Here is a 22,035-nt window from a genome sequence, read left to right as displayed (position 1 = left end):
AATTTTAATGAAAGCAACCTACAAAAAATATATTCTCAATTTCAAGAATCCTTCGGGCACTTCTCGCGGTATTTTGACTACCAAAGAAACTTGGTTTTTACTACTTGATGATGGTCAAAAAAAGGGAATAGGCGAGTGCGGTATTTTGCGTGGTTTGAGTCATGACGACCGACCTGATTATGAAGAAAAATTGCAATGGACTTGTGCTAACATTCACTTAGGAAAAGACCAACTTTGGGAAGCACTTTTAGACTTTCCTTCAATTCAATTTGGAGTCGAAATGGCGTTCCAATCGTTGGCTTCTGAAAATCCTTTTTTGTTATTCCCTTCGGCGTTCACAGAGCATCAAAAAAGCATTCCGATAAACGGTTTGGTATGGATGGGTGACGAAGCTTTTATGAAAGCACAAATAGAAGAAAAACTAGCGCAAGGATTCAATTGCATAAAACTAAAAATTGGCGCTATAGATTTTCAAAAAGAACTCGATTTATTACACTATATTCGTCAAAATTTCGATGTTTCTACAATAGAAATCCGCGTAGATGCAAACGGAGCTTTTAATTCAAGTAATGCTTTTGATAAATTATGCCAATTGACTGGTTCAGAGTTGCATAGTGTAGAGCAACCTATAGCAAAAAACCAGCATGACAGGATGTCAGAATTGTGTAAAATAACCCCAATTCCAATAGCTTTAGATGAAGAGCTAATTGGTGTTGTAAATTTTGAAGAAAAAGAGAAGTTATTACTCAAAATCAAGCCGCAATATATCATTTTAAAACCAAGTTTTGTTGGCGGTTTTCGTGGCACAAATGAATGGATTTCATTAGCAGAAAAATACAAAATCGGTTGGTGGATTACTTCTGCATTAGAATCTAACGTTGGCTTAAACGCCATTTCGCAATGGACATTTTTAAAGCAAAATCCAATGCCACAAGGTTTGGGAACAGGCTCACTTTATACCAATAATTTTGATTGTCCGTTACAAGTTTCAAATGGTCAATTATGGTATAGTAATGAACTAAATTGGAACTGTGATTTGATTTAATTTTTAATGAAAATTATCTATTAAATTTTATTTTTCAAACTGATTTTCTCTTCAAATTTTCAAATATGACTATTCAATAATTTCAGTAAGTGCAAAAAAAATATCGCCCTTAGAGCGATACTTTTTAAAATTTATTTTATGCTTTTTCTAAAACTTTATTTGGATCGTAACCAAAAAGTTGGTGTTCTATAATCAATTCTGAAATACCTTCGGGTAACATTTTCTCCCATCCAGAATTTCCATTTGAAATCATTTTTAATACTTCTCTTGAAAATATTTTTAGGTTTTCTTTATCAAAAACTTCTATATCTACCACTTTTCCATTGTAAGCAAAGAACTTGTATAATTCTTTCATTCTAGGATGTACTTTTAAGTTTTGAGAAGTAATCAAATCACCATTTTCATCCAACATTGGATATAAAAAAACTTTCAAATCGCGGTAGAATAATTTACCAAAAGCCTCCAAAATGCCACCACTTAAGTGACGGTAGTATTTTTCGTCAAAAATATCAACTAGGTTGTTTACACCCATTGCCAGTCCCATACGAGCTTTTGTATAATTGGCGAAATATTCTACTACTTTATAATATTCTTGGAAGTTAGAAATCATTACCGTTTGTCCTAACGAACAAAGTAATTCAGCTCTATCCATAAAATCTCTTTCGTCAATTTCTCCTTCAGAACGAAGATTTGAAAGAGTAATTTCAAAAATAACTAACGTATTGTCTTTTTCTACCTTACTTTCTTCTAAAAACATTTTCAAGGATTTCTCATACATGTCAATGTTTACATTGGTTACAGGTCTATAACTTCCTCTAAGTGCTAAGATATTTTTTTTGTATAAAATTGCTGCAGGCAAGATATTTTTTCCATCTGGACTAAACATTACGGCATCTGTCATTCCATTTTTTACTAATTGTAAACTCATTAATCGGTTGTCAACATTAGCAAAACGAGGTCCCGAAAAGTTGATAGTATCGATTTCTAATTGATCTTTATCTAAATGGTCGTATAAATAACGAAGTAATTTTTTTGGATCATTGTATTTGTAATACGCTCCGTAAATCAAGTTAACACCAAGAATTCCTAGGGTTTCTTGTTGTAGTTTAGCATCAGTTTCTTTAAAACGTATGTGAATGATGATTTCGTTGTAATCTTCGTCTGGTTCAACTTGGTATCTTATTCCAACCCAACCGTGACCTTTGAATTGTTTTGCAAAATCAATAGTAGCCACTGTATTTGCATAACTAAAAAATACTTTGCTTGGATGTTTGTCTCTTCCTAAACGTTGCTCAACAAGATTTACTTCATGTGCAAGCATTTTTTTTAAGCGACTTTCGGTAACATATCGGCCATCATCTTCAATACCATAAATGGCATCACTAAAGTCTTTGTCATAAGCCGACATCGCTTTTGCAATCGTTCCAGATGAACCTCCAGCTCTGAAAAAATGTCTAACAGTTTCTTGCCCAGCTCCAATCTCAGAGAAGGTTCCGTATATATTTTCATTAAGATTTATTCGTAAAGCTTTGTCCTTTATTGCAGGGATTTGCTCTATGATTTTATCTCCTTTTAATTTTATCTCTGTTCCCATGTTTTTTTTATCACTAAAATGATGTTACAAAGTTAGCAAATTAGGCTTTTTAATAAAATATATTAACTTATTTTTGTAAAAAAAGAATTCAATTGAAAATTTATTTTCTCGGAACTGGAACATCACAAGGAATTCCTGTAATAGGAAGTCAACATCCTGTATGCAAAAGCGCTGATGCTAAAGACAAAAGATTGCGAGTTTCTGTATGGATAACTTGGGATGATTTTTCGTGCATTATTGATTGTGGACCCGATTTTAGACAACAAATGTTGGTTTCTCAATGTTCAAAAGTAGATGCAATTTTATTTACTCACGAGCATTCTGATCATACTGCTGGAATTGATGATATTCGTCCGTTTAATTTTATGCAAGGAAATATTCCAATTTATGGACACAAACGTGTTTTAGATAATTTGAAAAAGCGATTTGACTATGTTTTTGCCACCGAAAATCGTTATCCTGGTGCACCAAGAGTTGATGCTATTGAGGTTGTTAATAATCAAAATTTTGTTTTAGGTAATAAAACGATTATTCCAATAAACGTTTGGCATGGAAATCTTCAAGTTTTTGGTTATAGAATAGATGAATTTGCTTATTTGACAGACGTAAAAAAGATAGAAACTTTTGAAATTGAGAAACTAAAAAGTCTTAAAGTTCTTGTAATAAATGCTTTGCGTGACGAAGAACATCATTCACATTTTAATTTGCAAGAAGCATTAGATTTTATAACTTTGGTTCAACCAGAAAAAGCTTATTTAACACATATAAGTCATCATTTTGGATTTCATGAAGAAGTGCAAAAACGACTTCCTGAAAACGTGTTTTTGGCTTATGATAATTTAGAAATACTATTATAAATTTAATTTAAAAAAATGAAAAAATCACTTTTATTGTACCTGTTTATTTTGGCTGTTTTGATGAATATTTTCACCTACATGTATTTTAGTAAACAAGCAACTTTTGAAAAAGAAAGAGTTGAAAAAATGAAAATCAAAATAGATTCTGTTGCTGCTAAAGTAGCTGATGCTGATTATTTTTCACTGAAATATAACGAAAATGCTCAAAATTATTTTGATAATGACAATGTAAAAGTTAGAATGGATTATTCCAAAATAATTCCATTAGTGACAGAGAAATTGATTGATTTTAATGTAGATTCAAATGGAAATCCTTATATTGGTCAAGATAAAATTGGGGCTAATAAATTTATTATCAATAAAGTAAAATTGCTAAATCATCGTTGGATTATTGCTGATTATAGCGATGGTGAATATTGGGGCGAAGTTTTGATAAAATATTTTATCGATGATAACGAACAAGTAACTTTTGAAACAATTAATTCAATTTTATATCAAAAATAATGGGACTTTTTTCAGCTTTATTAGGAAATGCGGGATCGGTAAACAACGAACAATTAATCAAAGATTTTGGTCAATTATTAGTTGATAATGAACAGATAGAATTAGGATTCAAACTTATACGGGATACGTTTATTTTTACAAACAAACGACTTATTTTAGTAGACAAGCAAGGTTTTACCGGAAATAAAACCGAGTACAAATCAATCTTGTATAAGAGTATAACTCGTTTTAGTATTGAAACTGCTGGCACTTTCGATTTGGATGCTGAGCTAAAAATTTGGATTTCAAGTGAGGTTAATCCAAGTATAATTAAGCAATTTAATAAATCTGTAAATGTTTATGAAGTTCAGAAAGTCTTAGCGCAACATGTTTTAGCCTAATTCGCCAACCAATTTTTAAAATCATAAAAATTTTGTGGTGAAACACCATGACCTATAGGATATTCTTTGTAAACAACGGGAATTCCTAAGTCGGTTAGTGCTGGCACAACTTTTCTAGCCCAATCTACTGGAATTACTTGGTCGACAGTTCCGTGAGAAGCGAATATTTTAAGGTTTGATAAATCATTTTTATCAAAATTTTCTCTTGCCATTTCAGTATTCAAATAACCGCTCATAGCAACAACTCGTTGAACTTTTTTAGGATAAGATAACGCCACGGCGTAACTCAAAATAGAACCTTGGCTAAAACCTATTAAAGTTATATTTTGAGCATCAATTGGATATTTTGTAATTAATTCATCAATAAAATTTGCAATCAAATCACGAGATTGACTAGCTTGATTCATATCAGAAAATTTGTTTTCATCTGCGTCAAAGTTGATGGCGTACCAAGCATAACTTCCATACATCAAATCATAAGGAGCGCGAGCTGAAACAACGTAATAAGTATCAGGAAGTTCACTAGCAAACGAAAATAAATCTTCTTCATTGCTGCCGTAACCATGAAGCAATAGCAACAACGGATTTTTTTCTAATTTAATTTTCGGTTCTCTAATTATATAAAATAAACTCATAATTTAGTTTTTTTGTCTTTCTAAGATTTTAACCATTTTTGAAAAAATGAACCCAAAAGCGGAATTGGTCTCATTTCACCTTTTATTGCTGTAAAAACACCGTAAGTCCATAATATTGAAACAAATATCCACATTGATGATGAAATCATTATGTTATCAAAATTACTTATTATCAATCCTAGTGAAACAAATAAAATAGATAATCCCAACGATTGACGAATATGAAATGCAGCAAATGGATTTTTCGGTTCAGCATTCATTGACATGGCTATTAAAACGCCAACAATTAAAATATAACTTGTAATAGCTGTTGATTTTCCTGCATCAATTGTTTGTTTGTTCATTAGGCTAAAATTAATTGTTTATTATTCACAATTCCATAAACTTTACCTTTCATCGTTTGACCAATAAAAGCGGAATTTTTTGATTTTGAAAGAATGTTTTCTTTTGTAAAAATTGATTCAGTCGAAGGATTAAAAAGCGTAATTGTTGCTTTTGAACCTTCGTTTATAATTTGATTTTCAATTCCGAATAAGCTTTTTCCCGAAGTTAATTTGGAAACCACAACTTCAAGCGGAAGCACTGTTAGCAAACTTCCAAAAGCACTTTCTAGCCCAATAGTTCCATTTTTAGCCCAATCAAATTCCATTTTTTTGTGCTCAATGTCAATAGGATTGTGATCAGAAGTTATCATGTCGATTGTTCCATCTAAAACACCTTCAAGTAATGCTTTTCTATCAACTTCTTTTCGCAATGGTGGCGAAACTTTATAACGTGTATCAAATCCGTCTAACTTTTCATCTGTCATCACCAAATGATGAACGGCAACACTACAAGTTACTGGCAAACCTTTGGCTTTTGCTTCTTTTATCAAAGCAACTGATTTTGTAGTCGAAATGGTTGGAATATGTAGCTTTCCGCCAGTATATTCAAGTATAAAAAGATTTCTGGCTACCAATAATTCTTCTGCCAAATTCGGAATTCCTTTTAATCCTAATCTTGTTGAAACTATTCCCTCATTAGCAACACCATTTCCTTTGATATTGGCATCTTGCGAAAAAGCTATAACCAATCCGTCAAAATCTTGCGTATATTGTAATGCTATTTTTAGCAAATTAGAATTATCCAAATTCTTTCCATAATCGCCAAAAGCAACTGCTCCAGCGTTTTTCATATCGTAAAGTTCTGCCAAATCTTTTCCTTCGCTATTTTTGGTCAAAGCCCCAATCGGATATAAATCGGTTGCTTTATTCTGCGCTTTTGATTTCACAAAATTTACTTGCGATTGATTATCTATAATCGGGTTGGAGTTGGGTTGCAATGCTATTGCCGTAAAACCACTTTTAGCAGCAACATTCAAACCATTTTCTATAGTTTCTCTTTCTTCAAATCCTGGTTCACCAAGACTTACGCTACTATCAAACCAACCTTGTGAAACATGAAGATTGTCTAATTTTAGTTCTTCAATTTTTTTTTCGTTTGAAAGTTTGGAACCAATTTTAGTCAAAATTCCGTTTTCAATTTGCAAATCGACTGTTTGGTTATGAAAAGAACTTTGTAAATCGATAATCTTGGCTTCTCTAATAATTAGTTTCATAGTTTTAATTTTTAGTCTATTTCACAAATTTTTGAATTAGTATTTCCAATACTAGAAAAAGCAAGGTTAAGAAAACAAACCATTTCCATATTGAAGTATCTTGGCGATCAAACTTTAAAGTATCAAAAACAGATTCGATTGATTCCACTATTTTGTAATTAGAAAGAGCATCAATGTTCGAATTGTCAATATTTCCTTCAGTTCTTGAATAGTTAAAACTAATGTTCTTGATTAATTTATTTTGATTAAAAACGCCATAATTTCCAGCTTCTTTTGAAAAATCATTAAACGTCATTTTGACTTTATTATTCAAAATTTGTTGTACCGGAATAAATTTTTCACCTGTTGCTTTTGAAGTGTTTTTGACTTCCAAAATTTCATCTTTTGCCAATTCGACATCCACTATAAACGGATTATTTTCGCCTATTTTCATCGCAACTACACCTGTTTTTTGGTCATTTTGTGCCATATTGTAAAATGTTGGTACAATTAATGGTGAATTCTGAAAATTAGAATTTGTTTTATTTAAAGCGGCTGCAAAAACATAAACAGTCGAAATTCCATTAGATTTTGCAGTCAAAAATGAGGATTGATCTTGGTAACTCAAAATTGCTGGTGTTGCACTTGAGATGGTAAAAGCACTTTTTGTATTTGGATACTGAAAATTGGTAATTTTTTTCTCAAAAACAGGCTGAAATAACGGATGATTAAAATGAATTTTGGTGATCATTTTTTCAGATGTAGAAACTGCTCCAAACTCCATGTTTGCTATGTTTGAAAGAAAGCTATTCAAATTAGTTAGTGAACTTTCTGTTGCCGGAATGACTACCAAATTTCCACCTTTTTCAACAAATGACTTTAAAGTTGTTTGCAAGGCTTGTGGAATTTCTTTTAGTTCATTTAGCACAATGGCATCTTGTTTTTCGAGATTATTGTAATCTAAATTTTCTATTGGAAAGTTTTTATATTCAAACTCATCGCTCGTATAAATTCTACTTAAAAAATTACTTTTTTCTGTTTTGCCAATGCTAATTAAATTTTTCTTTTTAGGTTTTGAAATGCTGAAATACAATTGATTATCATAATCCAAACCATTATCAGAGATTGAAAAATAGCCATTAAAATCTTCTTTCGGAATCGTAAAATTCATCGTTTTATTCTTCGATTCTAATTTAACCAATGTTTTAGCAACCAATTTTTCTTTGTTGTACAAACCAATCGGAATCTCTTTCAAATTATCGCCATAAGTTGTCAATTTGACACTAATTTCATAAAAATTATCCAGCGTTTGATTGATATAAACACTATCAATAGAAATATTATTTTTCTGTTCTGCTTTTGGAACTACAAACAAAGTATTCAAATCTTTATTGATGCTACTCAACTGTTTCGCTTCTAAACCCACTGCATCTGTAATAATCACAACATCTTTACCAAAGGCTGATTTTCTAGCTTTTATTTGATTGAGAATACTTTCTAAGTTGAAAGCAGTTGCACTGTATTTTAAATTTTGTAATTCTTTTTGAATCGATTTTATATCTGTATTCCAAAAATTTTCTGAATTGGTAAGTAACGAAAGATTCTGATTTTCAGGTGCATGTTCGAGTAAATCTTCAACAGCACGTTTTAGCAATTCACCTTTTTGACCTTTGGCTTGCATGCTATACGAATTGTCAAGAATGATATAAAGTTCGTTGGAAGCATTTTTACTATCTTTTGCCGTAAAAAAAGGTTGTGCAAATGCAATGATGACAAAGGCTAGTAACAATAAACGTGTTGCAAGAAGCAACCATTTTTTTAGTTTTGAACTTTTTCTGGTTTGAATAGAAAGTTCTTTTAGAATTTTAACGTTGGTAAAATATTCTTTTTTGAAACGGCGTAATTGAAATAAGTGAACCAGAATTGGAATAACCAATAAAAATAAGAAGTAGAGAATTTCTGGGTGTTTAAATTGCATTTTTTAATCTAAATTTTTGATTTTTTTTGGATTTTGTTTAGTGTGAAAAACTGAATAAATACATATTGATTCTTTGTCTACACAATAAATTATTTTGAATTTGCCTTCAATTAAATACCTAAAATCCTCATTTCTAAAATTTAATAACTCTTCCTTTTGTCCAATAAATGGAAATTCTTTTAAAGCTTTTGTTCGTATTATAATATTTGAAATTGTATTTTGAGAATGGCTTTCTCTAATTTTTTTCAATTGTTTTGTAGCAAAAATTGACCAAACTATTTTCATTCCCAAGAATCAATAAGTGTATCAACTTCTTCTTCTGTTAAAGTTTCGCCGATTAAATGTTGCTTATGTGAAATATCAATTGTTTTAGTAAATTCTTCTAAAGACATTGGTTTTTCAGTCTTTTTAGAAGTTTTATTAAAACTAATATTGATTACTTTTTCTAATTTATCAATAATCTTTACATCATTAATTTTTAGAAATTCTTCAATAAAATGTAATTTTTTCGCCTCTAAATCCATGTTTATAAACAATTAAAAATTAAACAGTGAAACAAATATAGTGTTTTATTTTTTCTTTGCTCTTTTTTTATTTTGTTCTCGCAACATATTTCGGTTAACCGAACCAGATGTTTTTTTCTTTGTTTTCGATGGACCACCGAGGTTTACTTTGGTGTTTTTCTTGGCTTTTTCATGAAAAGCACCTTCACCTTCTAATTTTGGTTTTTTGAGTAAAAACTTGATTTTTTCTTTGTCTTTTTCTGGTCCAATTAAAAGAGTAGAAATTTCAACTTCTTCTGGAAAAACTTCTGGGTTTAACTCTCGATTCATCAATAATTCTATCTCTATTTTGACTTCTTCTTCTCGAGTTGTATAAAAACTTATTGCAGTTCCATTGGCATCTGCACGACCAGTTCTACCAATTCTGTGCATGTATAATTCTGGTTCTTCTGGCATTTCAAAGTTGATAACGTGTGTGATATTTGAAATATCTAGACCACGCGCCATGACGTCTGTTGTGATTAGTCCTCGTAAGTTTCCTTCTTGAAAACTAGCCATCGTATTTAATCTGTAATTTTGAGATTTATTGGAGTGAATGATGCCAAATTGGCCTTCAAAATCAGCTTCAATTCGCTCATGAAGCATGTCGGAAATCTTTTTGTTATTGACAAAAACCAAAATTCGACTCATCGATTCATCATTTTGCAACAAATGTTTCAGTAAATTGATTTTGGTATTAAAATTTTGAACTTTATAAACTATTTGAGTAATATTTTCCAACGGTGTTCCAGATGCAGCAAGCGTAACTTCTTCAGGAAAATCGAAATAGTCATTCAAAACTTGATCTACTTCATCGGTCATAGTTGCCGAAAACAATATGTTTTGACGTTTGGTTTTCATCATCGATAAAATCGAGGTGATTTGTGGTCTAAAACCTAAATTAAGCATTTCATCAAATTCGTCAATAACCAATTTTTGAGTTTCATCAAATCGAATGTAAGCGTCTAACGCTAAGTCCATTACGCGTCCTGGTGTTCCTACTAAAATATCTATTCCATCAAAAACGGCTTTCTTTTGAGTGTTGATATTTACGCCACCATAAATTCCAAGAGTTTTAACCGACATGTATTTGGTTAATTTTTCAACTTCTTCGACTACTTGCACTACTAATTCACGTGTTGGAACTAAAATTACAATTTTAGGCGTATTAGTTGGTGTAAACTTGTAAAGTTTCAGCAATGGCAGTAAGTAGGCAAAAGTTTTTCCTGTTCCTGTTTGTGCAATTCCCATCATATCGCGACCTGACATAATCACGGCAAACGATTTTTCCTGAATAGGTGTTGGAGTTGTAAAACCCAATTCGTCTATTGCTTTTTGTACGGATTTTGGAAGATTGAATTGCTCAAAAGTGCTCATTTGCTTGAATTTTGTGCAAAGATAGGGTTTTTAAAATTGATTTTCTAGTGAGAAGTTTTTCATGGTTTTGATGGTTTACACGAATTTCACGAATTTGCACGAAAATGCATCTTTGTTAATTTCACAAATTGTAATTATTAATGAATTTGTGTAATTTTAAATTACATTTTTAATTCGTGAAAATTAGTGAAATTTTTGTATAAAAATAATCTAAAACTTTTCAAAAACGCCCAAACCAAATAATGCAAAATCGTATTTTACAGGATCATTTTTGTCTAGTAATCGCAAATTAGTATCGAGTTCTGAAAGTGCTTTTGCGTCGTTTTGTTTTCTTGAAAGTAATTCGAGTTTTCGAGCTACATTTCCAGAATGAACATCGAGCGGACAAGATAATTGTGAAGGTGAAATACTTTTCCAAATACCAAAATCAACACCTTTTTTATCTTGACGAACCATCCAACGAAGAAACATGTTGATACGCTTGGCAGCCGAATTGTTTAATGGATCAGAAATATGTTTTTGTGTTCGACTTTGATGTTGAACCTCAAAGAAAATTTGTTTGAAGTTTGAAATGCTTTTTTGCATAGAATCTTTTTCGGCATGATTTGAAAAAACAGCTTCTAATCCGTTGTTGTTAATGTAGATATTTTTTAAACAAAGAATAAACGTTTTAAAATCGCCTCCATTAAAAGTTCTATGTACAAAATTATCCAGTTTTTCAAGTTGGTATTCTTGATGATTTAGTACAAAATCGTAAGGTGAATTTCCCATCAAATCGATCATTTTTCTGGCGTTATTGATAATCATTTTGCGATTTCCCCAAGCAATTGTTGCCGCCAAAAAACCTGCAATTTCAATATCTTCTTTCAAAGAAAAAGCATGTGGAATTTGAATAGGATCTGATTCTATAAAAGTAGGATTGTTGTAAAGTTCTACTTTCTCATCAAGAAAAAATTTGAGGTCGTTTTTGTTCAAATTAATCATAAAAAGTTCTAAACACTAATTTTTCCATCAACCATCACTAATTTTCTATCAGCCATATTAGCTAATTCTTCGTTGTGTGTTACAATTACAAAAGTTTGGTCAAATTCGTCGCGAAGTTGAAAAAACAGTTTATGCAAATTTTCTGCCGAAGCCGTGTCTAAGTTTCCAGAAGGTTCATCAGCAAAAATAACGGCTGGTTTGTTTATCAAGGCTCTTGCAACTGCCACACGCTGTTGTTCGCCACCTGAAAGTTCATTTGGTTTGTGTGAAATTCTATGTGATAACCCCAGATATTCTAACAAACGTTTGGCTTCTTTTTCGGTTTCTGCTTTTTCTTTTCCTAAGATATAAGCTGGAATACATATATTTTCTAAAGCTGTAAATTCAGGTAATAATTGATGAAATTGAAAAATGAATCCCAAATGTTGATTTCTAAATTTTGAAATGGCCTTATCATTCATGTTTAAAACTTCTTCATTGTTTATGGTTAATGAAGTTCCGTTTTCAATTTTTGGCTTGTCTAATGTTCCAAGTATTTGAAGCAAAGTTGTTTTTCCAGCACCAGAAGCGCCTACAACTGAAACAATTTCACCTTTTTTTATATGTAAATCAACACCTTTTAATACGTGTAAACTATCGTAATATTTATGAATATTGTGGGCTTTTATCATCTTTTTATTTTTCACAAAGAAACAAAGTATTTCCTAAATTGTTTATAGGTATAAGAAATATTTATCGTTGTATAAATAATAAATAAACGTTAAATAAAATTATTTGTTTAAAGTTTTTGTAAATTTGTTGAACAAAATAATTTAATCTCATTGAGCCATGAACACACTAATTGAAAAAGAAATTTACGAATTGATTGGCGATAATCATCAAATGACATCGGCAGAAACACCCTTACGTCCAGATGCATTTGATAAATCAGATGCTGACAAAATGCAAACCATCGAAAAGCATTTCCATATAATCATGGAAGAAATGGGATTAGACATGACTGATGACAGTTTACAAGGAACACCACATCGTGTTGCTAAAATGTTTATTCAAGAAATTTTTTCGGGATTAAATCCAGCTAACAAGCCTAAAATTTCGGTTTTTGACAATAGTTACAACTATGATAAAATGTTGGTGGAAGCTAATATTAGTTTTAACTCAACTTGCGAACATCATTTTTTGCCAATAGTTGGAAAAGCTCATATTGGCTATGTTTCTAGCGGAAAAGTTATTGGATTGTCTAAGTTGAACAGAATAGTCGATTATTATTCTCGTCGTCCGCAAGTGCAAGAGCGTTTGATTATGCAGATATACAACGAATTGAAAACGGTTTTAGAAACAGATAATGTAATTGTTGTTATGGAAGCAACTCATTTATGTGTATCAAGTCGTGGGATTAAAGACGAATCTAGCTACACTTCTACAATTCAATATAGTGGAATTTTTAATGAAAAAGAAAATAGAAACGATTTTTTCAATATGATAAATCAACCAAAATAGTTTGGCATTTGTTTTGTATGGTATTTATTCAAATTTTTAAATTGGATAAAAAATGACAAATGAATTGCAAGTTGAATTCTTTCCCAAAGTTAAATCGCATAAAATGACGAAGTTAGTTGCGGGAATTTTTTTTGACTTGATAGGAATACTTTCCTATGTTTTTCCTGGATTTTCTGAAATTATTGATTTGATTTGGGCTCCAATTTCTGGACTTTTACTTGCCAAAATGTATAAAGGAAATACAGGTAAAATTGCAGGTGTTTTAGGATTCTTAGAAGAACTTATTCTCTTTACTGATATAATTCCTACATTTACAATTACTTGGATTTATACTTATATCATCAAAAAAGAAAACTAAAATTAAGTTGCTTCTCATTAAAATGCCAATCTGAAAAGGGTTGTTATTTTTATTTTTTTGAAAATGAATCAAAGTAATCGGCAATAAAACCAAGTTTCATGCTTCGTAACATTTTCTTTTCGAATGCCCAAAAGAAGTTGAATTGTCCAAAAATAAATCCAAATGTTACTAAAAGCACTTGGTAAAAAGGAAGAATTATAATTATATATAATGGAAAGTACAGCCAAACTGAAATTGTTTCTTTTGTAATTCCAAAAAATGCTAAAATAGGTTTTGCTATTAATGCAGAAGTAGAGCCTGTTAAGGCAAAAACGACAAATATAATAAGCATTTGCCAATTAGAAGTAATATTCCAGCGTTCTTTAAAATTTCCCATTAGTGTAAAAAGTAGTGCAAATTTAATTTATTTCTTAACGCGGAACAAATCCTGAAAGTTGTTGTTTGTAGGTTAATTGAAAATATATAAAATAATTGTAAATCAAATAGTTTACTTCGTAGCCATAATGCGCAAAAGGGTCGTAATTAATTTGCATTTCATATAAGTTTGGATTAAAAAGTTGTGGTTGCATCATGCGATTATTCCACTCATTTGCATATATTTTATTTCTAGTTTCAAGATAACTTTCTCCATAAAACCCTCTTGGTTGAGCTTGCGATGCTAACCATGTTGAAAATCCTGAATCAATTATAATGACTTCGTATTCTAGTTCATCATTAGCAATACGAATTGTATCCAAAACTTTTGCAGAATCATTTTCAGTTTTTTGGATTGTTCTAGAAGTTGTCGAACATCCAATAATAATGAGAAAAAGGAATAAAATTGAAAGTAGATTTTTCATCCGATTTATTTTTCATAAAATTCTGAAAAATAAGTAAATCAACTAAAATTTAATTTGTTTTTAACAAAAAAATGCCCGATAAAGAGATAATTTTTGTTGAATTATAATTAGTTAAATTACTTTCCTTCCAGATGTTTGTCCAATAAATCACCAATTCCACCAGATTTTTTGGTTACCACTGAAATAGCATCGCTAACCCCAACTTTTAAGTCGCCGTAATGGTTTAATGATTTATATATGAATACAATAATAATTTTGAACCTAAATTTCTAGTAACTTTCCCTGCTAATTCTTTTACTATAGTATTATTCAAATCGACAGGATTTTTTAGCCTAAAGTATTTCTTCTAGAGCACCTGTTTTTTCTCCTTTCACCATATCTTTTAAATCTTAAAGAATTGATCTTCGGTGCTTCTTCAATTTCAGCTTCATTTTGTTCGTTTGGCATTGAAGGATTGTTTATGGCTGTTTCTAAACCAAATTATCTTCTGTTTTTTAATAAATCTATTATCTGTTCTGCAAGTTCTGAACCAATTCTGTCTTGTGCTTCTAAAGTAGTGGCTCCAATGTGTGGAGTTAATGAAATTCTCGGGTGCATTAGAATTTGAATTTCAGGAGTTGGTTCGTTTTCAAAAACATCTAAACCAGCAAATAAAATTTTATCATTTTCTAAAGCTTCTATTAAAGCAACTTCATTAATAACGCCACCACGAGCACAATTTACAATTCCTACATTGTCTTTTAATAAAGCTATTTCTTCTTTATCAATCACATAACCTTCTTGAGCAGGAACGTGTAGAGTAATGAAATCGGAATGCTTAAATAAATCTTCAAGAGGTTCAGTGATAACATCAACATTTATGAATTGTCCGGTATAAAAATCAACTCTTATTTCGGCTTTACTAACAAATTTGTCGGCAGCAATTACTTTCATTCCAAGTCCAAGTGCCATTTTTGCTACTGCTTGACCAATTCTTCCAAAACCTATAATTCCTAAAGTTTTTCCACGAAGTTCGATGCCATTTGCATACGCTTTTTTTAAACCTTCAAAATTAGTATCACCTTCTAGAGGCATATTTCTGTTAGAATCATGTAAGAAACGAACACCTGTAAATAGATGTGCAAAAACTAATTCTGCCACACTTTCTGAGGAGGATGCTGGCGTGTTGATGACATGTTTTCCGTTTGCACGAGCATATTCTACATCTATATTATCCATTCCAACGCCACCACGACCAATTATTTTTAGGTTAGGACAAGCATCGATAATATCTTTACGAACTTTGGTTGCGCTTCGTACCAAAATTACATCAACATTGTTTGTATTGATAAAATTGGCAACTTGCTCTTGAGCTACTTTAGTAGTAATTACTTCAAATCCGCCTTTTTCAAGAGCTTTGATACCGCTTTTTGAAATTCCGTCGTTGGCTAATACTTTCATATAAAAGTTTATGAGTTTAAAAGTTTATGAGTTTAAAAGTTAAAACTCAATTAATATATTTAGTTTTAAAATTTAGATGTTTTTTTCAAGTGCTTGCATTATATCTACCAATATTTGAACACTTTCTATTGGTAAGGCATTGTACATTGAAGCACGATAACCACCAACAGAACGATGTCCTGGTAAGCCAGAAATTCCAGCTTCTTTACACATTTTATCAAAAATAGGTGCTTGGTTTTCATTGTTTAATAAAAACGTGGCGTTCATAATACTTCTATCATCAATGGCTGCAGCTCCTTTAAATAATGGATTTCTATCGATTTCAGTGTATAATAAATTAGCTTTAGCTTCATTGATTTTTTCAATAGCAGCAATTCCACCAAGGTTTTTCAACCATTGTAAAGTTAAAAGCGATGCATAAATAGAAAAAACAGGTGGCGTATTGTACATACTTTCTGCTTTAATATGTTTTTCATAATCTAACATGCTTGGAATATATCTTCCAGATTTTCCTAAAATTTCTTCTTTTACAACTACTAAAGTTGCTCCAGCAGGCCCCATATTTTTTTGAGCTCCAGCATAAATCAAATCAAATTTTGAAAAATCTAAAGTTCTTGAAAAAATATCCGAACTCATATCGCAAACCACAGGAACATTTGTTTGTGGAAATGACTTCATTTGCGTTCCAAAAATGGTATTATTACTTGTACAATGAAAATAAGATGCGTCTTCAGGAACAGAATAACCTTTTGGAATATGATTGTAATTTTGCTCTTTTGAAGAAGCGACAATTACAGTTTCACCATAATGTTTGGCTTCTTTTATAGCATTATTTGCCCATGTTCCAGAATCTAGATAAGCAGCTTTTCCGTCAGTTTTCATTAAGTTATAGGGAACCATCAAGAATTCTAAACTGGCTCCACCAGCTAGAAACAATGCTTGATATCCTTTTCCTTCTAATCCTAAAAGTTCTAAAACTAAAGCTCTTGCTTCGTCCATAACGGCAACAAAATCTTTGCTTCTATGCGAAATTTCTAAAATAGATAAATCGGAATTATTAAAATTTAAAATGGCTTGCGCTGATTTTTCAAAGACTTCTTGCGGAAGAATACATGGTCCAGCGCTATAGTTGTGTTTTTTCATTGTTTAGGTAAAGCAAATTTAAGGTGCAAATTTCGTAAATAGCCTACGAAAAAGCGATTAGAATTTGGCAATAATTGGGTTATATTATTAACGAAATCGTTATAGTTTGTAATAATATTTGAGAATTAATAATCATATTTCCTTTAAAAATGCTAAAGTATCAACATTGTCGGCATAATCCCAAAGATTTGGTTTTTGAGTTTCACCAAAAGCGATGGAATTTTTAACAATATCTTTAGAAACAATACATTGTATTTGTTCGGAATCTTTTTCTAATTGGTTTTTAATTTCATTTAAACTTTCATAATATTCGTAAAAAACAGACGAAATAGGAGAGGCATAGCTCGAATCTTCTTTCAAAGTTAAAAATTCGTTATCTAACAATTTGAAGTTGCTCATTAAGAAAACAGCTTTATTATAATCGTAATTATTTGAATATTTTTCGTAAAAAATTACATCTTTATATTCGTAAATAGCTTTAAAAAATGGTTGAAAATTATAGTTTTTGGGTACAAACAATTTAGAAACATTGCGACAACCTAAACCAAAATATCTAAAAATATCTTCTCCAAGATTAACCAAATCTTTATGTGTTTCATTTCCAGTTAAAACGGCAACGGAATTTCTATTTTTTCTAATAATTCTTGGTTTGTCTTTGAAATAAAATTCAAAATAACGAGCGGTATTATTGCTTCCGGTTGCAATTACAGCATCAAAATTTTCTAATTTTCCATCGGTAAAAGTGATGCGATTTTCAATTTCAGGATTTACTGAAATTAAATAGTTAGCTAAAAATTTAATTAAATGTTGATCATTTGATGAAGTCTTAACCAAAACTTTATGACCCGAAATCAAAACGGAAAGAAAATCATGAAATCCAACAAGTGGAATGTTTCCAGCAAGAACCAATCCAACGGTTTTTGGTTCGATATTGGATAAATCGTATTGAGAAAGCCATTTGTCCAAATTTTCTTCAGTCAATGCCTTAGACCAAGAGTTTATGGCAAAATAAACTTGTTCCTTTGTAAACCAACCATTATGTGATTGCGAAAGTTCAATTAAATTTATAAAATTATCATAAAACAAATCATTGCATAAAACGTTTGCTTTTTTAGTGTTATTGTCCAACGAAAATTGGCTTAGAAACATACCTAATTCTACAAAAGCGTTATTTTTTTCTTTTTGTAACATTTGTTTATTTGTATATGAATGGTTTTGATTGTAATTTTGTACAAAATTAATAATAAGTAAATAGGAATAAGTAAATAGTTGAAAAAGTTATGCGTTTTTTTTAACTCATAAACTTTTAAACTTTTAAACTCATAAACTTTAAATATGGCAATAATAATAACAGACGAATGTATCAATTGTGGTGCTTGTGAGCCAGAATGCCCAAACACTGCAATATATGAAGGTGCAGACGATTGGAGATACAAAGATGGAACAAAGTTAAGAGGAAAAGTTATTCTTCCAGACGGAACGGAGGTAGATGCTGATGCACCTCAAACTCCAGTTTCGGATGATTTATATTACATCGTTCCTGGTAAATGTACCGAATGTAAAGGTTTTCATGAAGAGCCCCAATGCGCTGCTGTTTGCCCTGTAGATTGTTGTATTCTAGATGAAAATCATGTTGAAAATGAAGAAACACTTCTTAATCGACAATCATTTTTGCACAACGAATAAAACTCTTTTCAGTTAATTTTACATTAAAAAGTGTTTTTTATCGATAAAAAAATACATTTTTAAGGTGTCTTTTAACAAAAATAAATTATTTTTGTTAAAAGATTATAATAAATGAAAAGGAATTTCACTTTATTTTTTTTATTTATTTCACTCCATTTGTTTTCGCAAAGTGTCGAAAAAACTATCATTGTAAAAGATATTGATAGCAATCAACCTATACAAGATGCTACTGTTTATGTTGTTAAAAGCAAGCAAACACTATTGAGTAATTCTGAAGGTATTGCCACTTTTGAATTAAAAGGCGGTTCTAATCTTATTATATCACATACTTCTTATTTAGAATCTACAGTTAGAACTTCCGTTTTAAAAGAAAAAGAGAATGTTATCTATTTAAAAAGTAATCTGAATGATTTGGATGAAATTATCTTAAGCAAGCAACATCCACAAAAAGTTTTAAAATCATTAATTAGAAATTCTGTTAATCAACTTATTGCTCCTGTAAGACTAAAAGTATATTCAAGAGAGTTTTTTAAGTTAAATGGAAGTTATTCTTATTATACAGATGGATTGATGAATTTTCAAATTTTTAGTAAATCAAAAGATTTTAAATCTACTATTTTAGTTGAACAAAATCGTTCTTTTGGTCTAGTAGAGGAAGAAATAAATAATAATTTATTGGGTTATAATTTTAATAACATAATGGAAAATTATTATAACTTCAAATACCTAAATGCATTATTAGAACCAAAGGCTCTTAAAGAGTATGATTTTTTGATAAAAGTTTATTCTTCCAATAAAGAGTATTATGTAATTTCGGCAAAGCCACTAAATAATGCTGTAGGTTTACTTGATGATTTCGAAGTTGTATATAATCCTGAAAAGAAATTGATAATTGAAGTTAGCTCGGTTATTTCTCCAATGACTTTGGCTAAAGTTAAAAATAAAACCACTCTAGGTTCTAAAAATATTTACAAGTCAATTTTCAAAACTATATACAGAATAGATGGTTCTGATTATTATTTGATGTCATCGAAAGAGGAAATTGGTTTTGAACGAGTTGATAAAAACAGAACAACCGAAATTGAAGTTAGAAATTATTTTGTAACCACTAATTTTAGCAATCAAAATTATAGTTTCGAAGAAAGTGATGTTTTTAAAGACAAAAATCTTTTTAATAAAAAAAATAAAATTTTAACTGATTATTGGACAGATTCTGGTCTTGTTCCAACCGATGAAGAGTTCGAAATTATTAAAAGTATAGAGCTTAGACAAGAATAAATTCTATTCAATAATAGACAATTTCTTACCCTTTTGAAACTTGGTTATAATACGTTATATTTGCACACTTTTATAAATAAAACGTACTAATGAAACGCTTTTGCGTTACATTTCACCAAATAAAAAAAATATCAAAAAGATATGAAAGCAGGAATTGTAGGATTACCAAACGTAGGAAAATCAACTTTATTTAATTGTTTATCAAATGCTAAGGCGCAAAGTGCTAACTTTCCGTTTTGTACCATCGAGCCAAATATTGGCGTGGTAAATGTACCAGACCCGAGAATTGTTCGTTTAGAAGAACTGGTAAAACCACAGGCCGTACAAATGGCGACTGTTGATATTGTTGACATTGCTGGATTGGTAAAAGGAGCAAGTAAAGGAGAAGGTTTAGGAAATCAATTTCTTGGAAATATTAGAGAATGTAATGCGATTATTCACGTTTTGCGTTGTTTTGATAACGATAATATTGTACACGTTGGTGGAAATGTAAATCCAATTCGCGATAAGGAAACGATTGATATCGAGTTGCAATTAAAGGACTTAGAAACAGTTGAAAAACGTTTAGAAAAAGTAAATCGTGCTGCCAAAACTGGAAATAAAGAAGCACAAGTTGAAAAAGCACTTTTAGATAGAATTCGTGAAGCTTTATTACAAGCAAAATCGGCAAGAACAGTTGTTGCTCAAAATCAAGATGAAGAAGAATTGATGCAAGATTTTCAATTAATTACTAACAAACCAGTACTTTATGTTTGTAATGTTGACGAAAATTCAGCCGTAAGCGGAAACAAATATGTTGACCAAGTTCGTGAATTAGTAAAAGACGAAGATGCCGAAGTTATCATACTTTCAGTAGGAGCAGAAGCAGATATCACCGAATTAGAAAGCTACGAAGAAAGACAAGTTTTTTTAGAAGATATGGGATTGACAGAACCGGGTTCGGCTGTTTTAATTCGTGCAGCATACAAACTCTTGAAATTACAAACATATTTCACTGCTGGTGTAAAAGAAGTTCGTGCTTGGACAATTAACATTGGCGATACAGCACCAAAAGCAGCAGGAGTAATCCACACCGATTTCGAAAAAGGATTCATCCGTGCTGAGGTTATTGCATTTGAAGATTATTCTGCATTAGGTTCTGAATCAAAATGTAAAGAAGCCGGAAAACTAAGAGTAGAAGGAAAAGAATACATCGTTAAAGATGGTGATGTAATGCATTTTCGTTTTAATGTGTAGTTAATTTTTTATGAATTTTAAAAGTATCAACTTAATTTTATTTTTGCTTGCAACTAATTTTTTTTACTCACAGAGTTTTGAAAAAATTGATAGTTTAGTTGATTCATATCCAAAAGTTTTTATTAAAATTGATGATTTAGTTTTAAAAATTAATTCAGATTTTTCTTCAGAATCTGAAAGAGCGAGAGCTGCTTTTTATTGGATTTGCAAAAATATTAGTTATGATGTTGAGTTTTCAAATAAACTTAAGTCTCAAAATATTCAAGCATTCTCGTATAAGACAGATAAAGAGTTAATCGAAAAAGATAAAAAATTTAATTCAGATTTAGCTTTATCTACTTTTAATAAAAAGATAGCTGTTTGTTATGGATATTCTGCATTGTATAATGAATTAGCAAATAAATTAGGAATAGAATGTAAATTAATTAGAGGAAACTTAAAAAGTGATCCTTCACAAATTGGTAGCAAGTTAGAAACAAATCATGGTTGGAATGTAGTTAAGATTAATGGGGAATGGAAATTCGTGGATTGTACACTTGCTGCTGGAAATATTTCATCAAAGACAGGTCAGTTTGTTTTTAATTACAATGACATTTATTTTTTTACTGAACCAAAATTATTTTTTTTAAATCATTATCCTGATGATGAAAAATGGTTGTTAATTAATGATAAATCGAAAGTTGATTACATTAATTTACCAATATATTTTCCAGATTTTATAAAAAATGAGTCTAAGTTGATGCTTCCTGATTTTGGAGTTTTTACAGATGAAGAGATTTTTGATATAAAGTTTGTTGATTTCAATATTGATGATGATTACTTAGAATATAGATTTAGTGGTGACATAAAAAATGAGTATGTTGAATTTGATATAAAACCATCTAATTATACTATTTCTCTTAAAAATAAAGGGAATCAATCATTGCTATTATTTATTAATCGAAAGATAATTGCTGGTTACAACATAATAGTAAAGTAGCTTTATAAATTACCTTGAACAATCTTGGTTTCTACATTCCATTTTTTGTCAAAAACATTCTTAATAACTTTGATAAATATCATTTTAAAAACACTTCGAAATTC

General features: G+C 30.5%; 25 protein-coding genes. 10 read left to right on the top strand and 15 right to left on the bottom strand.

Features of this window, described 5'->3' with window-relative positions; all coding sequences use genetic code 11:
• Positions 1 to 7 precede the first annotated feature (7 nt).
• Positions 8 to 1,045, top strand: coding sequence for an o-succinylbenzoate synthase (locus ACIQ66_RS02335; RefSeq protein ID WP_396211200.1), 1,038 nt, complete (start codon positions 8 to 10; stop codon positions 1,043 to 1,045).
• 136 nt (positions 1,046 to 1,181) lie between these two features.
• Here ACIQ66_RS02335 and ACIQ66_RS02330 read toward each other — a convergent pair whose 3' ends face one another.
• Positions 1,182 to 2,639, bottom strand: coding sequence for a TonB-dependent receptor (locus tag ACIQ66_RS02330; protein ID WP_396211199.1), 1,458 nt, complete (start codon positions 2,637 to 2,639; stop codon positions 1,182 to 1,184).
• 92 nt (positions 2,640 to 2,731) lie between these two features.
• Here ACIQ66_RS02330 and ACIQ66_RS02325 point away from each other — a divergent pair, with 92 nt between their 5' ends.
• The 3 genes from ACIQ66_RS02325 to ACIQ66_RS02315 are packed head-to-tail and all read left to right on the top strand — an operon-like array spanning position 2,732 to position 4,380.
• Positions 2,732 to 3,496, top strand: a complete 765-nt coding sequence (locus ACIQ66_RS02325) for an MBL fold metallo-hydrolase (protein WP_396211198.1) — start codon at positions 2,732 to 2,734, stop codon at positions 3,494 to 3,496.
• Positions 3,497 to 3,511: 15 nt separating this feature from the next.
• Entirely contained in the window at positions 3,512 to 4,000 is a 489-nt protein-coding gene (locus tag ACIQ66_RS02320) for a hypothetical protein (RefSeq protein WP_396211197.1), read from the top strand.
• Positions 4,000 to 4,380: a PH domain-containing protein gene (locus tag ACIQ66_RS02315; protein ID WP_396211196.1), complete on the top strand. Its 381-nt coding sequence runs from the start codon at positions 4,000 to 4,002 to the stop codon at positions 4,378 to 4,380. The genes ACIQ66_RS02320 and ACIQ66_RS02315 overlap by 1 nt, the downstream gene beginning before the upstream one ends.
• Here ACIQ66_RS02315 and ACIQ66_RS02310 read toward each other — a convergent pair.
• The 9 genes from ACIQ66_RS02310 to ACIQ66_RS02270 all read right to left on the bottom strand — a co-directional run bounded on the left by ACIQ66_RS02310 (position 4,377) and on the right by ACIQ66_RS02270 (position 12,143).
• Positions 4,377 to 5,015, bottom strand: coding sequence for an alpha/beta hydrolase (locus ACIQ66_RS02310; RefSeq protein ID WP_396211195.1), 639 nt, complete (start codon positions 5,013 to 5,015; stop codon positions 4,377 to 4,379). The genes ACIQ66_RS02315 and ACIQ66_RS02310 overlap by 4 nt on opposite strands.
• A 20-nt stretch (positions 5,016 to 5,035) precedes the next feature.
• The gene (locus ACIQ66_RS02305) at positions 5,036 to 5,359 is read right to left on the bottom strand and encodes a hypothetical protein (protein ID WP_396211194.1); all 324 of its coding nucleotides are present in this window, start codon (positions 5,357 to 5,359) and stop codon (positions 5,036 to 5,038) included.
• Positions 5,359 to 6,612: a dihydroorotase family protein gene (locus tag ACIQ66_RS02300; RefSeq protein ID WP_396211193.1), complete on the bottom strand. Its 1,254-nt coding sequence runs from the start codon at positions 6,610 to 6,612 to the stop codon at positions 5,359 to 5,361. Before ACIQ66_RS02300 ends, ACIQ66_RS02305 begins: the two co-directional genes overlap by 1 nt.
• Before the next feature lie 16 nt (positions 6,613 to 6,628).
• Complete coding sequence (locus ACIQ66_RS02295; protein ID WP_396211192.1) at positions 6,629 to 8,569, bottom strand: BatA and WFA domain-containing protein; 1,941 nt, start codon at positions 8,567 to 8,569, stop codon at positions 6,629 to 6,631.
• A 3-nt stretch (positions 8,570 to 8,572) separates the two neighbouring features.
• The gene (locus tag ACIQ66_RS02290; protein WP_396211191.1) at positions 8,573 to 8,854 is read right to left on the bottom strand and encodes a type II toxin-antitoxin system RelE/ParE family toxin; all 282 of its coding nucleotides are present in this window, start codon (positions 8,852 to 8,854) and stop codon (positions 8,573 to 8,575) included.
• Positions 8,851 to 9,093, bottom strand: coding sequence for a hypothetical protein (locus tag ACIQ66_RS02285; protein WP_396211190.1), 243 nt, complete (start codon positions 9,091 to 9,093; stop codon positions 8,851 to 8,853). The genes ACIQ66_RS02290 and ACIQ66_RS02285 overlap by 4 nt, the downstream gene beginning before the upstream one ends.
• Before the next feature lie 45 nt (positions 9,094 to 9,138).
• The gene (locus ACIQ66_RS02280) at positions 9,139 to 10,488 is read right to left on the bottom strand and encodes a DEAD/DEAH box helicase (RefSeq protein ID WP_396211189.1); all 1,350 of its coding nucleotides are present in this window, start codon (positions 10,486 to 10,488) and stop codon (positions 9,139 to 9,141) included.
• A 210-nt stretch (positions 10,489 to 10,698) separates the two neighbouring features.
• Positions 10,699 to 11,463 (bottom strand): TIGR02757 family protein, encoded by a 765-nt coding sequence (locus tag ACIQ66_RS02275; RefSeq protein WP_396211225.1) that lies wholly within the window; start codon positions 11,461 to 11,463, stop codon positions 10,699 to 10,701.
• A gap of 17 nt (positions 11,464 to 11,480) precedes the next feature.
• Positions 11,481 to 12,143, bottom strand: a complete 663-nt coding sequence (locus ACIQ66_RS02270; protein WP_396211188.1) for an ABC transporter ATP-binding protein — start codon at positions 12,141 to 12,143, stop codon at positions 11,481 to 11,483.
• 157 nt (positions 12,144 to 12,300) lie between these two features.
• Between ACIQ66_RS02270 and folE the strand changes: the two genes are divergently transcribed.
• Both folE and ACIQ66_RS02260 read left to right on the top strand, forming a co-directional pair.
• Complete coding sequence (folE, locus tag ACIQ66_RS02265; protein ID WP_396211187.1) at positions 12,301 to 12,972, top strand: GTP cyclohydrolase I FolE; 672 nt, start codon at positions 12,301 to 12,303, stop codon at positions 12,970 to 12,972.
• Positions 12,973 to 13,075: 103 nt separating this feature from the next.
• Entirely contained in the window at positions 13,076 to 13,330 is a 255-nt protein-coding gene (locus ACIQ66_RS02260) for a hypothetical protein (protein WP_396211186.1), read from the top strand.
• Positions 13,331 to 13,379: 49 nt separating this feature from the next.
• Here ACIQ66_RS02260 and ACIQ66_RS02255 read toward each other — a convergent pair whose 3' ends face one another.
• From ACIQ66_RS02255 to ACIQ66_RS02235, 5 genes are all read right to left on the bottom strand, one after another.
• On the bottom strand, positions 13,380 to 13,706 hold the full coding sequence (locus tag ACIQ66_RS02255; RefSeq protein WP_396211185.1) for a DUF6787 family protein: 327 nt from the start codon (positions 13,704 to 13,706) through the stop codon (positions 13,380 to 13,382).
• 34 nt (positions 13,707 to 13,740) lie between these two features.
• Entirely contained in the window at positions 13,741 to 14,169 is a 429-nt protein-coding gene (locus tag ACIQ66_RS02250) for a DUF6146 family protein (protein WP_396211184.1), read from the bottom strand.
• Positions 14,170 to 14,649: 480 nt separating this feature from the next.
• Positions 14,650 to 15,609: a D-2-hydroxyacid dehydrogenase gene (locus ACIQ66_RS02245; RefSeq protein ID WP_396211183.1), complete on the bottom strand. Its 960-nt coding sequence runs from the start codon at positions 15,607 to 15,609 to the stop codon at positions 14,650 to 14,652.
• A 72-nt stretch (positions 15,610 to 15,681) separates the two neighbouring features.
• Positions 15,682 to 16,752: a 3-phosphoserine/phosphohydroxythreonine transaminase gene (gene serC, locus ACIQ66_RS02240; protein ID WP_396211182.1), complete on the bottom strand. Its 1,071-nt coding sequence runs from the start codon at positions 16,750 to 16,752 to the stop codon at positions 15,682 to 15,684.
• Positions 16,753 to 16,884: 132 nt separating this feature from the next.
• Positions 16,885 to 17,943, bottom strand: coding sequence for an acyl-CoA reductase (locus ACIQ66_RS02235; protein ID WP_396211181.1), 1,059 nt, complete (start codon positions 17,941 to 17,943; stop codon positions 16,885 to 16,887).
• Between the two features lie 144 nt (positions 17,944 to 18,087).
• Here ACIQ66_RS02235 and ACIQ66_RS02230 point away from each other — a divergent pair, with 144 nt between their 5' ends.
• The 4 genes from ACIQ66_RS02230 to ACIQ66_RS02215 all read left to right on the top strand — a co-directional run bounded on the left by ACIQ66_RS02230 (position 18,088) and on the right by ACIQ66_RS02215 (position 21,931).
• Complete coding sequence (locus ACIQ66_RS02230; protein WP_396211180.1) at positions 18,088 to 18,438, top strand: 4Fe-4S dicluster domain-containing protein; 351 nt, start codon at positions 18,088 to 18,090, stop codon at positions 18,436 to 18,438.
• Between the two features lie 111 nt (positions 18,439 to 18,549).
• Entirely contained in the window at positions 18,550 to 19,716 is a 1,167-nt protein-coding gene (locus ACIQ66_RS02225) for a hypothetical protein (protein WP_396211179.1), read from the top strand.
• A gap of 141 nt (positions 19,717 to 19,857) precedes the next feature.
• Entirely contained in the window at positions 19,858 to 20,952 is a 1,095-nt protein-coding gene (gene ychF / locus ACIQ66_RS02220) for a redox-regulated ATPase YchF (protein ID WP_396211178.1), read from the top strand.
• Positions 20,953 to 20,962: 10 nt separating this feature from the next.
• Positions 20,963 to 21,931, top strand: a complete 969-nt coding sequence (locus ACIQ66_RS02215) for a transglutaminase domain-containing protein (protein ID WP_396211177.1) — start codon at positions 20,963 to 20,965, stop codon at positions 21,929 to 21,931.
• Positions 21,932 to 22,035: the final 104 nt, after the last annotated feature.

The organism is Flavobacterium sp., from assembly GCF_044377315.1.
GTDB lineage: Bacteria > Bacteroidota > Bacteroidia > Flavobacteriales > Flavobacteriaceae > Flavobacterium.
This window is presented reverse-complemented; position numbering and strand designations above follow the sequence as displayed.